11 protein-coding genes are annotated in these 11,627 nt (G+C 41.5%); 7 read left to right on the top strand and 4 right to left on the bottom strand.

The window, feature by feature from the left end:
- Nucleotides 1-69: 69 nt before the first annotated feature.
- The 7 genes from tgt to ACFQ1G_RS14595 all read left to right on the top strand — a co-directional run bounded on the left by tgt (nucleotide 70) and on the right by ACFQ1G_RS14595 (nucleotide 7,704).
- Nucleotides 70-1,200: a tRNA guanosine(34) transglycosylase Tgt gene (tgt, locus tag ACFQ1G_RS14565; RefSeq protein ID WP_380740779.1), complete on the top strand. Its 1,131-nt coding sequence runs from the start codon at nucleotides 70-72 to the stop codon at nucleotides 1,198-1,200.
- Nucleotide 1,201: 1 nt separating this feature from the next.
- Nucleotides 1,202-2,278: an LptF/LptG family permease gene (locus ACFQ1G_RS14570; RefSeq protein ID WP_380740782.1), complete on the top strand. Its 1,077-nt coding sequence runs from the start codon at nucleotides 1,202-1,204 to the stop codon at nucleotides 2,276-2,278.
- Nucleotides 2,265-3,185 (top strand): DMT family transporter, encoded by a 921-nt coding sequence (locus ACFQ1G_RS14575; RefSeq protein ID WP_380740784.1) that lies wholly within the window; start codon nucleotides 2,265-2,267, stop codon nucleotides 3,183-3,185. The genes ACFQ1G_RS14570 and ACFQ1G_RS14575 overlap by 14 nt, the downstream gene beginning before the upstream one ends.
- 48 nt (nucleotides 3,186-3,233) lie before the next feature.
- Nucleotides 3,234-4,187 carry an acetyl-CoA carboxylase carboxyltransferase subunit alpha gene (locus tag ACFQ1G_RS14580; protein ID WP_380740785.1) on the top strand — a complete coding sequence of 318 codons (954 nt, stop codon included), beginning with the start codon at nucleotides 3,234-3,236 and terminating at the stop codon, nucleotides 4,185-4,187.
- Nucleotides 4,188-4,355: 168 nt separating this feature from the next.
- Nucleotides 4,356-5,906: a replicative DNA helicase gene (dnaB, locus tag ACFQ1G_RS14585; protein WP_380740787.1), complete on the top strand. Its 1,551-nt coding sequence runs from the start codon at nucleotides 4,356-4,358 to the stop codon at nucleotides 5,904-5,906.
- A gap of 94 nt (nucleotides 5,907-6,000) precedes the next feature.
- Entirely contained in the window at nucleotides 6,001-7,245 is a 1,245-nt protein-coding gene (locus ACFQ1G_RS14590) for an asparagine synthetase B (RefSeq protein ID WP_380740821.1), read from the top strand.
- A gap of 27 nt (nucleotides 7,246-7,272) precedes the next feature.
- A complete protein-coding gene (locus ACFQ1G_RS14595) occupies nucleotides 7,273-7,704 on the top strand; it encodes a secondary thiamine-phosphate synthase enzyme YjbQ (protein ID WP_380740789.1) in 432 nt (143 codons plus the stop codon).
- 165 nt (nucleotides 7,705-7,869) lie between these two features.
- On the opposite strand, the gene rplT is transcribed toward ACFQ1G_RS14595, so the two are convergent.
- The 4 genes from rplT to thrS all read right to left on the bottom strand — a co-directional run bounded on the left by rplT (nucleotide 7,870) and on the right by thrS (nucleotide 11,103).
- Nucleotides 7,870-8,214: a 50S ribosomal protein L20 gene (gene rplT, locus ACFQ1G_RS14600; RefSeq protein ID WP_380740791.1), complete on the bottom strand. Its 345-nt coding sequence runs from the start codon at nucleotides 8,212-8,214 to the stop codon at nucleotides 7,870-7,872.
- Nucleotides 8,215-8,311: 97 nt separating this feature from the next.
- Nucleotides 8,312-8,509, bottom strand: coding sequence for a 50S ribosomal protein L35 (gene rpmI, locus ACFQ1G_RS14605; RefSeq protein ID WP_380740793.1), 198 nt, complete (start codon nucleotides 8,507-8,509; stop codon nucleotides 8,312-8,314).
- A 73-nt stretch (nucleotides 8,510-8,582) separates the two neighbouring features.
- Nucleotides 8,583-9,098, bottom strand: coding sequence for a translation initiation factor IF-3 (infC, locus tag ACFQ1G_RS14610; RefSeq protein WP_380740823.1), 516 nt, complete (start codon nucleotides 9,096-9,098; stop codon nucleotides 8,583-8,585).
- Between the two features lie 58 nt (nucleotides 9,099-9,156).
- Nucleotides 9,157-11,103, bottom strand: coding sequence for a threonine--tRNA ligase (gene thrS / locus ACFQ1G_RS14615; RefSeq protein ID WP_380740795.1), 1,947 nt, complete (start codon nucleotides 11,101-11,103; stop codon nucleotides 9,157-9,159).
- Between the last annotated feature and the right edge of the window lie 524 nt (nucleotides 11,104-11,627).

Consider the following 11,627-nt stretch of genomic DNA (forward strand, 5'->3'; position numbering starts at 1 on the left):
CCAATTTAAGAATTGAAACCTTTAAAAAATGCTTTTAAGTTGGTTATCTTTGCGGCCTTAAAGACTTCTATGAAATTTGAACTAGCAGTGAATGACCCGGGCAGTAGTGCCAGGGCAGGAGTGATTACCACAGACCACGGAACGATCGAAACCCCTATTTTTATGCCGGTGGGAACCGTGGCTTCCGTAAAGGGAATAAGCCAAAAAGAACTTAAAGAAGAGGTGAATCCCGATATTATTTTAGGAAATACCTATCATTTATACCTGAGGCCACAGACCGAGATCCTTAAAAAGGCGGGTGGACTCCATAAATTTATGAACTGGGATAGAAATATCCTTACCGATAGTGGGGGGTACCAGGTCTATTCCCTTTCTGAAAGACGTAAGATCAAAGAAGAAGGAGTGCGTTTTAAATCGCACATTGACGGTTCCTATCATAACTTCACGCCCGAAAATGTGATGGAGATACAGCGACTTATCGGGGCTGATATTATTATGGCATTTGACGAATGCACCCCGTATCCTTGTGATTACAACTACGCCAAGAATTCCATGCACCGCACCCACCGCTGGTTGGACAGGTGTATCACCCATCTGGAAAAAACTCCTTTTGAGTATAATTATTCTCAGGCATTTTTCCCTATTGTTCAGGGAAGCACCTATAAAGACCTTAGGGAGCAGTCTGCGGAATATATTGCGAAAGCCGGGGCAGAGGGGAATGCTATTGGAGGACTTTCTGTTGGGGAGCCTGCGGAAGAAATGTATGCCATGACCGAAGTGGTGACCAATATCCTTCCGAAGGAAAAACCGCGTTACCTCATGGGAGTGGGAACACCAATCAATATTCTTGAGAACATCGCCCTGGGAGTTGATATGTTCGACTGCGTGATGCCTACAAGAAATGCCAGAAACGGGATGCTTTTTACTTCTCATGGAACTATCAATATCAAGAATAAAAAGTGGCAGGACGATTTTTCTCCAATTGATGAGAATGGTACTACTTACGTGGATACTTTTTATACCAAAGCCTATCTTCGACACTTGTTTACCGTGAATGAAATGCTAGGCAAGCAAATTGCGACCATGCACAACCTCGGCTTTTACCTGTGGTTGGTTCGTGAGGCCAGAAAACATATCTTAGCGGGGGATTTTGCGAGCTGGAAGAATATGATGGTTCGTCAAATGGACAAACGTTTGTAACTTGAAGATACTAGACTGGTACATATTGAAGCGCTACCTGGGCACATTTTTAATGATGCTCCTGTTGTTCATTCCTATTGGGATCACCGTAAATCTTGCTGAAAAGATCGATAAGATCCTTGAGAATGAAGTGCCGTTCTGGGAGGTAGTGAACTATTATATAGATTTCACGATCTATTTTGCCAATCTCTTGTTTCCTCTTTTCCTGTTTTTATCAGTAATCTGGTTCACTTCGAAACTGGCTCAGAATACTGAAATTATCGCATTTTTGAGTAGCGGGGTGTCCTTCTGGCGTTTTCTAAGACCTTACATGATAGGTGCGACCCTTGTTTTGGTAGGCGCGCTTATTTTGGGAATGTACCTCGCGCCAAGTGCCAGTAAAGGTTTCAATGACTTCAAATATACCTACCTGAAAAAGGGACGTGAGATTCAGGAGACCAGTGATGTGTACAGGCAGATCAATGACAACGAATACATCTATGCGTCACATTTTCAGCCGCAGAACAAGTCGGCAAGGAATTTCACTTTAGAGCATTTTGAAGGCAATGAACTTAAATTTAAGATAAGTGCCTCCAGGCTTAAGCTTAACGAAGAAGATACTACTTACACCCTTACCAATTATAATAAGCGAATCATTGGCGAAAATGGAGATGTCCTGATCAATGAACTGGACAAAGATACCATCCTGCCTTTTGAATTTGATGAGCTTACCCCGGTGTCTTATATGGCCGAAACCCTGAATTACAATGAGCTGAACGATTTTATAGAGCAGGAGCAGCGCAGGGGATCTGGAAATATTAACAGGTATAAGGTGGTGGCATACAAACGCTGGAGTCTACCGGTCTCAGCATATATCCTAACCATTATTGCGGTTGCAGTCTCTTCGATCAAACGAAGAGGTGGTATGGGAGTGAACCTTGCTTTAGGAATTACCCTGGCCTTTGTCTTCATTTTTATGGACAAGGTATTTGGAACCATTGCCGAGCAGAGTAGCTTTTCTCCTTTGATCGCTGTATGGACCCCCAATATTTTCTTCGGAATTTTAGCAATTTACCTGCTTTTCAATGCCAAACGATAAACTGAGAAGTTACCTGCATTTTCACGTGATCGTGTTTATTTGGGGCTTCACTGCTGTGCTGGGAGCACTTATTTCATTAGATGCCGTGCCGCTGGTATGGTACCGGATGCTCATGGCTAGTGTCTTTATTCTAATCTGGATTAGATGGAAAAAGAAAAGTCTGAAGCTTGCTCCTAAAAGAGTAAGAGTGATGATCATTGCCGGTCTTGTTATTGCCGTGCACTGGCTCACCTTCTTCGGGGCGATTAAAGTGTCCAACGTTTCAATTACACTGGCCTTGTTGTCTACCGGCGCTTTCTTTACTTCTATTATGGAGCCTATATTCTATAAAAGAAAGATCATTTGGTATGAGATCTTTTTTGGATTGATCGTAATCCTTGGATTATATATTATTTTCAAAGTTGAGTCTGAATATGTACTGGGAATCATTCTGGCGCTTTCTTCAGCTTTTCTTTCAGCAGTTTTCTCATTGATCAACGGAAAGCTGGCCAAACATGAGGATGCTTCGGTAATCTCATTTTACGAACTTTTAACCGGCGCCCTTGGGATAAGTGTGTATTTATTGTTCCTTTCGTTTACCGGAAGCGAGGGAGGTTTCAGTAATGCATTTTTTGATATTTCAGCTTCCGATTTTGGGTACCTTTTGATCCTGGCTTCGGTGTGTACAGCATATGCTTTCATAGCTTCTGTAGCTGTAATGAGACATTTGAGTCCGTATACCGTTATGCTCACGATAAATCTGGAGCCGGTCTATGGAATCTTACTGGCATTCTGGATCTTCGGAAGTGATGAAAAGATGGACGAAGGCTTCTATTATGGGGCTGCAATTATCTTAAGTACAGTGATCCTGAACGGAATATTAAAAACAAAGAGAAAAATTAAAAGACAAAAGAAACCCACCTTTTAAAGTTTCTTATATTTGTAAGCTAATTTTAAACAAACCCCATAACTCATTATGGAATATTTAGATTTTGAATTACCTATAAAGGAGTTGGAAGAGCAGTACCAAAAGGCCTGTGCCATTGGTCAGGAGAGTGAAGTTGACGTGACGGCCACTTGCAAGCAAATTGAAAAGAGGCTGAATGAAACCAAAAAAGACATTTACAAGAATTTGACTGCCTGGCAGCGCGTTCAGTTGTCAAGACATCCAAATCGCCCATATACTCTAGATTACATTAATGCTATCTGCGGAAGTACTTTTCTGGAACTTCATGGTGACAGAAATGTAAAAGATGACAAGGCCATGATTGGTGGTCTTGGAAAGATAGGCGATCAAAGTTTTATGTTCGTTGGTCAGCAAAAAGGATATAACACCAAGACGCGCCAATATCGAAATTTTGGAATGGCTAATCCTGAAGGATATCGCAAGGCTTTACGTCTTATGAAATCTGCGGAAAAATTCGGAATTCCTGTGGTGACTTTTGTAGATACTCCGGGGGCTTATCCTGGTCTTGAAGCTGAAGAACGCGGACAAGGGGAAGCGATCGCCCGAAATATTCTTGAAATGACCCGTCTTAAAGTGCCTATTATCGTTGTGATCATTGGTGAAGGTGCCAGTGGTGGTGCTCTGGGAATTGGAGTAGGAGATAAAGTATTGATGCTTGAGAATACATGGTATTCTGTGATCTCTCCTGAATCTTGTTCTTCTATTCTTTGGAGAAGCTGGGAGTTTAAGGAGAAAGCAGCTGAGGCGTTAAAGCTTACTGCCAAGGACATGAAAAAGCAAAAGTTGATCGATGAGATCGTGAAAGAACCACTAGGTGGAGCTCACAGTGACAGGGATAAAACTTTTGAAACGGTGAAAAATTCGATTGTCGAAGCCTATGATGAGTTTAAAAACTTATCACCAAAAGAATTGATAGATAAAAGGATGGAGAAATATTCATCCATGGGTGTATTTAAAGGATAAACACTTTAACTATATGCTGTCAGAAAAATCCGAAGTGAAGGCTTCGGATTTTTTTGGCCTTATCAACAAAATAAATAAGTTTTCAACAGTTAAATTGTTCATAACCTGTGGACTATCTAAATAGAAGTTCAGGTTCATTCTAAAGTCAATTTTTCTACTTTCGCTATTATGGAAAAATCTAAGTCCCCCCAGAATTACAATTACAGCTCCGGCAATGTTATCAGCCTTGAAAAAGGTAAAATTCCACCTCAAGCCGTTGATCTTGAGGAAGTTGTGCTGGGCGCAATGATGATTGACAAAAAGGGTGTCGATGAAATTATTGATATCCTGCATCCTCAGGTTTTTTATAAATCTGCCCATCAATACATCTTTGAAGCCATCTTTAAGCTTTTTGAAAATTCGGAGCCTGTTGACTTATTAACGGTTTCCACTCAATTGCGTAAAGATCAAAAACTGGAACAGGTAGGAGGGGATTTTTACCTTGTGCAGTTAACCCAAAAGGTGTCTTCTTCTGCGCACATTGAATTCCATGCGCGCATCATCCTTCAAAAATACATTCAGCGAAGCCTTATCAAGATCTCCAATGAGATCATCGAAGAGTCTTACGATGAAACTACAGATGTATTTGACCTGCTGGATACTGCAGAATCTAAATTATATGAGGTAACCCAGGGGAATATTAAACGATCTTCTGAAACTGCCCAGGATCTTGTGATGCAGGCAAAGAAAAAAATTGAAGAGATCTCGAATAAATCGGGACTTTCGGGGATCCCTTCAGGGTTTGAGAAACTTGATAAACTGACCTCGGGATGGCAGCCAAGTGATTTGATCATTGTAGCAGCACGTCCTGGTATGGGTAAAACGGCTTTGACTCTTTCCATGGCACGAAATATTTCCGTGGGACAAAATATCCCGGTGGCATTTTTCTCCCTGGAGATGTCTTCGGTGCAGTTGATCACGCGTTTGATCTCTTCGGAAACCGGACTTTCATCAGAAAAACTTCGTACCGGAAACCTGGAAAAACACGAATGGGAGCAATTGAACGTGAAGGTAAAAGGACTTGAAAAAGCGCCGCTTTTCATTGATGATACCCCGTCACTTTCCATTTTTGACCTTAGGGCGAAGGCGAGACGTCTTGCTTCGCAACACGGCATTAAGTTGATCGTGATCGATTATCTTCAGTTAATGACTGCGGGGGGAACCCAAAAAGGAGGAAACCGTGAACAGGAGATCTCCACTATCTCCCGAAACCTGAAGGCTCTCGCAAAGGAATTGAGTGTGCCTGTAATTGCACTTTCTCAGTTGTCCCGTGCGGTGGAAACAAGGGGAGGTAGTAAAAGGCCATTATTGAGTGACCTTAGGGAATCTGGTGCGATCGAGCAGGATGCCGATATCGTATCTTTTATTTACCGTCCTGAATATTATAAGATCGAGGAGTGGGATGATGAAGAAAGATCACCTACAGACGGGCAGGCCGAGTTCATTGTAGCTAAGCACAGGAACGGTGGTTTAGAGAATATTAGGTTGAAATTCCTTGGACATTTAGGTAAATTCGATAACTTAGATGACTTCGATTCTCCATCAGAATTCTATTCCAAGATGAACGATGATGAATCTGGAGACAGTGGTTTCAACACCGGGCATTTCCCAAGTGCCGATGAAGCCTTTGGAAGCTCAATGAATGATTTTAATGATGACGATAACGACGTGCCTTTCTAAATGCTTGAATGAGATCCGAAAAGTTTTTGGACTGAACGTCTTTGATAAAATAAAAAAAACCGGAACTGACAGTACTGTCAGCTCCGGTTTTTTTGTGTTTTTATTTTTCCTGCTATGGTCAGTTTCTGTTTCGGCCTCCCAAATTTTAATTCCAATGGATGCCGATACCCAGAATAACCATTTGAAAGCCTACGGAATTACTTATTGGTCGCTCGAAAATGGCACTAAGGTACAGTGGCTTTTGAACTATAGGGGTGGGGCCTTTTTATTTCCCGATTCCGAAGCTCTCAGGAAAGAATGTCAGATTCGCGGGGTTTCTTTTGAAGTCTTGAGCGATCATAAAACGGGTGAGATCCTCGATGAGATCAATAGTCCTTCTCGGAACATGGAAGCGGTGCTGCTTGAAAAAGCGCCGAAGATCGCGGTTTATTCCCCGCAGGGAAATATGCCATGGGATGATGCGGTGACTATGGTTCTTTCCTATGCGGAAATTCCCTATGAAACCATTTATGATGAAGAAGTCTTGAATGATGCTTTGTTGCTTTTCGATTGGCTGCATTTGCATCATGAGGATTTTACCGGTCAGTATGGGAAGTTTTACCGCAGTTACAGAACCGCACCCTGGTATGTAGAAGATAAAAAGAAGGCTGAAGCCCTGGCGGCGAGGTTGGGCTATGATAAAGTTTCCGAAGAGAAACTGGTGGTAGCATTGAAGATCCGGGATTATGTCGTTGGTGGCGGCTTCATGTTTGCCATGTGCAGTGCCACAGATAGTTTTGATATCGCGCTTTCAGCTGAAGATGTTGATATCGCGGAACCCATGTTCGATGGCGATCCCAGTGATCCCGATTATCAAAATAAGCTGAATTTTCAGAACAGTTTTGCCTTTACCGATTTTATTCTCGAACGAGACCCGATGGTCTACGAGTTTTCTTCGATTGATATGACTAACAAACGACGCATTCCCATGGATGCCGATTATTTTACATTAATGGAGTTTTCGGCAAAGTGGGATCCAATTCCCACCATGCTTACCCAAAACCACACTATGTTGGTGAAGGGATTTATGGGGCAAACTACAGCGTATGACCCGGGCAATATCAAACCCACAGTTTTAGTATTGGGAGAAAGTAAGATCAATGGCGAAGCAAAATATATCCACGGAATAAAAGGAAACGGATTTTTCACCTTTTACGGTGGGCATGATCCCGAAGATTATCAGCATATGGTGGGTGATCCTAAAACCGAATTGGAGTTGCATCCTACTTCTCCCGGCTACCGGCTTATCCTTAATAATGTGTTATTTCCGGCAGCCAAGAAGAAAAAACAAAAAACCTGATTTAAGGATCTCCAAAAATTAATATTTATGAGCACTTTTTTTCAGAAGGAAATTAAACTAGCTGCTAAAAGAAGAGGTTTCCATTTGGTTACTGAAGAAATTTTAGAGCAGTGTAAGGAGGTCAGAGATTTTAAGGTTGGCTTCTTACAGGTCTTTATTAAACATACTTCAGCATCCTTGACCATTAATGAAAATGCCGATCCAACCGTGAGGGAAGATTTTGAAAGTCACTTCAATAATATGGTACCCGAAGATCAGCCATATTACAAACACACTTTGGAGGGATCTGATGATATGCCGGCTCACATCAAAGCTTCTTTGCTTGACACTTCTCTTATGATCCCTATCACTAACGGTAATCTTAATCTTGGAACCTGGCAGGGAATATATTTATGTGAACACCGAAAACATGGAGGCAGCAGAAAACTGGTGCTGACTATAATGGGAGAACAAAAATAACTTTTAAGATTTTTGAGGAGACTACGTCATCCTGAACTTGTTTCAGAATCTGTATCAAAGAGATTCTTCACTTCGCTGCGCTTCGTTCTGAATCACACATTTACTAAAAACAAAAATCCCGCTCTTTCGAACGGGATTTTCTATAAGTGAGATAAAAGTTTTTAATTACTTTACTTTTTTGACGATAGCTTCAAACGCATCAGGGTGGTTCATCGCCAAATCTGCAAGAACCTTACGGTTCAATTCGATTCCTGCGGCTTTCACTTTCCCTATAAACTGCGAATAAGACATTCCGTGCATACGGGCACCAGCGTTGATACGCATGATCCATAGGGAACGGAAGTTTCTTTTCTTGGTTTTACGGTCTCTGTAAGCATATAGCATTGCTTTGTCAACCGCGTTTTTAGCTACTGTCCAAACGTTTTTACGACGTCCAAAGTAACCTTTTGCTTGCTTAAGAACCTTTTTTCTTCTGGCTCTTTTTGCAACTGAATTTACTGATCTTGGCATATTTTTAAATTTTTTTGTAGCAGGCGGCCGGTAATACCGACACTTTTATGAGCCCAACTCCAGGGTTATTAAATTTGGTAAACCATCAAAGGTTCAATTACTTCAAACGTAATTGAAGTTTGATATTATCCTCGTCTGCTTCATGCACCAAAGTGCTGTGCGTCAAGGCAAGCTTTTGTTTTTTAGTCTTCTTTGTTAAGATGTGACTTTTAAACGCATGCTTTCTTTTAATTTTTCCGGTACCGGTAAGCTTAAAACGCTTCTTGGCACTGGATTTTGTTTTCATTTTCGGCATTGTGTCCTCTTTTTAATTATCTCACTTATTATTGTAAACTGAAAAATGCTTCTTCTGAAGCATTTTCAGATCTTTATTTTGATTTCTTAGGAGAGATGAACATGGTCATTCGCTTTCCTTCAAGCTTAGGCATTTGTTCTACCTTCCCAAGTTCCTCTAAATCCTGCGCCAGTCGTAAAAGAAGGATTTCTCCCTGTTCTTTAAATACGATAGAACGTCCTTTGAAAAATACATATGCCTTTAATTTTGCACCTTCTTTCAGGAATTTTTCCCCGTGCTTTTTCTTAAATTCATAATCATGATCATCGGTATTAGGACCAAAACGAATCTCTTTTACTACAACTTTGGTAGCTTTGGCCTTTAATGCCTTATCACGCTTTTTCTGTTCGTAGAGAAATTTCTTATAATCCATCACTTTCGCAACAGGAGGATTGGCGTTGGGAGAGATCTCCACTAGGTCCAATTCCTGTTCTTCAGCAATGGCTAAAGCTTTTTTGGTTGGGTATACACCCATTTCCACATTATCACCTACCAGGCGAACTTCCTCCGCGCGGATCTTTCCGTTGATTCTGTGCGGATCTTCTTTGATTTCTCTAAGAGGTCTTCTTGATCTTTTTCTTCGTATTGCTATGGCTCAAAAATTTTAGTTAAACTTCAAATTGTTTTAAAGTACTGTGTACTTCCTTCTTTATTATTTCGGCGAAGTCTTCAATTGACATTGTGCCAATATCACCTTCCCCATGTTTACGTACAGAAACCGTTCCATTTTCTGCTTCCTGTTCTCCAACGATCAACATATATGGAACTTTACTTACTTCGGCCTCCCGAATTTTCTTCCCAATGGTTTCATTTCGGTTGTCCGTAAGGGCGCGAATTTCGTGATTTTCCAGCAAAGTTAAAACTTTTTGGCTGTATTTTTCATATTTCTCACTGAGAGAGAGAATAGTAGCCTGCTCAGGCATCAGCCACAACGGGAAATTTCCGGCTGTATGTTCCAGTAGGATAGCTACAAAGCGTTCCATACTACCAAAAGGAGCTCTGTGGATCATCACCGGGCGGTGCATCTCATTATCGCTTCCTTTATAAGTAAGGTTAAATCTTTCCGGAAGGTTATAATCAACCTGGATCGTTCCAAGTTGCCACTGTCTTCCTAAAGCGTCCTTCACCATGAAGTCAAGTTTCGGTCCGTAAAAAGCGGCTTCCCCGGTCTCAACTACATAATTCAAACCTTTTTCCTTTGCGGCATTCATGATGGCGTTTTCCGCCTTTTCCCAGTTCTCGTCAGAACCTATGTATTTTTCCTTGTTCTCTGGGTCTCTTAATGAAACCTGCGCGGTAAAGTTTTCGAAACCTAGAGAGTTGAATACATATAAGGTAAGATCGATCACTTTTTTAAATTCCTCGTCCAATTGATCCGGAGTACAGAAAATGTGCGCGTCATCCTGGGTGAATCCGCGTACACGAGTTAAACCGTGTAACTCCCCGCTTTGCTCATAACGGTAGACAGTACCGAATTCTGCAAATCTTTTTGGTAGATCCTTGTAGCTCCAGTGTCCGTTGTTATAGATCTCACAGTGGTGAGGGCAGTTCATCGGCTTCAGCAAAAACTCTTCGCCTTCGTTAGGAGTTTTGATAGGCTGGAAACTGTCTTCGCCATATTTCTCGTAGTGACCTGAAGTCACATATAATTCTTTATGGCCAATATGAGGTGTCACCACCATTTCATAACCGGCTCTCTTTTGTGCTTTTTTAAGGAAGTTCTCAAGACGCTCTCTTAAAGCGGCACCTTTTGGCAGCCATAATGGCAGTCCCTGGCCCACCTTGTGTGAGAAAGTGAATAATTCCAGTTCCTTTCCAAGTTTTCTGTGATCTCTCTTTTTAGCTTCCTCAAGAAGCTCAAGATATTCTTTCAGGTCTTTCTGCTTTGGAAAAGAAATCCCGTAAACACGAGTAAGCTGCGGATTGTTCTCATTACCTCTCCAGTAAGCTCCGGCAACGCTCATTAATTTCACAGCCTTTATAGGGGCGGTGTTAGGAAGATGGCCACCGCGACAAAGGTCAGTAAAGGTATCGTGGTCACAAAAAGTGATCGTTCCGTCTTCCAGGTTTTCAATAAGCTCTACCTTGAAAGGGTTATTTTCTTTTTTGTAAAAGTCCAGCGCATCTTGTTTAGAAACCGAACGCATGTTGAAATCATGTTTTCCACGGGCAATTTCCAGCATGCGGTCTTCGATCTTCTTGAAATCATTTTCAGAGATCTTATGCTCTCCAAAATCTACATCGTAGTAAAACCCATTTTCAATAGCGGGTCCTATGGTAAGTTTAGCACCCGGATAAAGATCCTGGATAGCCTGCGCCATCACGTGAGAAGAAGAGTGCCAGAAAGCCTTTTTTCCCTCGTCGTCATTCCATGTATATAAGGTAAGGCTGCCATCGGTAGTTAAAGGAGTGGTGGTTTCCACCGTCGTATCATTGAATTTTGCCGAAAGTACATTTCGCGCAAGTCCTTCACTAATGCTTTTGGCAACCTCTATTGGAGTGGTGCCTTTTTCAAACTCTTTAATACTGCCGTCGGGCAACGTAATCTTTATCATAATTCTCAATTAAGCTGCAAAGATAATAGGATAATAGGTGCTTTACAATACTTATATATATAGGAGTGCATTTTTCTTTTATTGTTTTGGGCGTTCCCCGCCCCTGGCGGGGTCGGGCTCTTCGCTTCAATCTTTTTGCTTATGCTTCACAAAAAGGATTTCCGCTACGATCCCTAACGCGGTTTGGTTACCTATATAATAGGAGGGAGGAAGTGTTTTCAAAAAAGTGAAAAAAGTTTGCTCTTCAAAAACCACATTTTCAAGCCCTTAAAACGGAGGCTTAAAAAAACCTTAAAAAAGTTGAGTTTGGGACTTGCGAGATTAAAAAGAGGGCGTATATTTGCACCCGCTTTGAGAAACAGCAACGGGTTATGAATCTGAAGTAAAAGTCCAGTAATGACAAGGTCTCCGAGCGAAAAAGTTCTCTGAAAAATAATTGAAATTTCTTTTGGAAGCTAAGAAAAAAAGGTTGTAAGTTTGCAGCCGCTTTCAGCCGCAACAAATGATCGAGAGATCGGGAGTTG

This window comes from Salinimicrobium gaetbulicola, from assembly GCF_042676025.1.
In the GTDB taxonomy this organism is placed as follows: domain Bacteria; phylum Bacteroidota; class Bacteroidia; order Flavobacteriales; family Flavobacteriaceae; genus Salinimicrobium; species Salinimicrobium gaetbulicola.

Excerpts from the sequence above, each read along its gene's own strand:
- dnaB (WP_380740787.1), top strand. The coding sequence starts at position 4,356 with ATGGAAAAATCTAAGTCCCCCCAGAATTACAATTACAGCTCCGGCAAT.
- thrS (WP_380740795.1), bottom strand. The coding sequence starts at position 11,103 with ATGATAAAGATTACGTTGCCCGACGGCAGTATTAAAGAGTTTGAAAAA.
- ACFQ1G_RS14595 (WP_380740789.1), top strand. The coding sequence starts at position 7,273 with ATGAGCACTTTTTTTCAGAAGGAAATTAAACTAGCTGCTAAAAGAAGA.
- rplT (WP_380740791.1), bottom strand. The coding sequence starts at position 8,214 with ATGCCAAGATCAGTAAATTCAGTTGCAAAAAGAGCCAGAAGAAAAAAG.
- ACFQ1G_RS14575 (WP_380740784.1), top strand. The coding sequence starts at position 2,265 with ATGCCAAACGATAAACTGAGAAGTTACCTGCATTTTCACGTGATCGTG.
- tgt (WP_380740779.1), top strand. The coding sequence starts at position 70 with ATGAAATTTGAACTAGCAGTGAATGACCCGGGCAGTAGTGCCAGGGCA.
- ACFQ1G_RS14580 (WP_380740785.1), top strand. The coding sequence starts at position 3,234 with ATGGAATATTTAGATTTTGAATTACCTATAAAGGAGTTGGAAGAGCAG.
- rpmI (WP_380740793.1), bottom strand. The coding sequence starts at position 8,509 with ATGCCGAAAATGAAAACAAAATCCAGTGCCAAGAAGCGTTTTAAGCTT.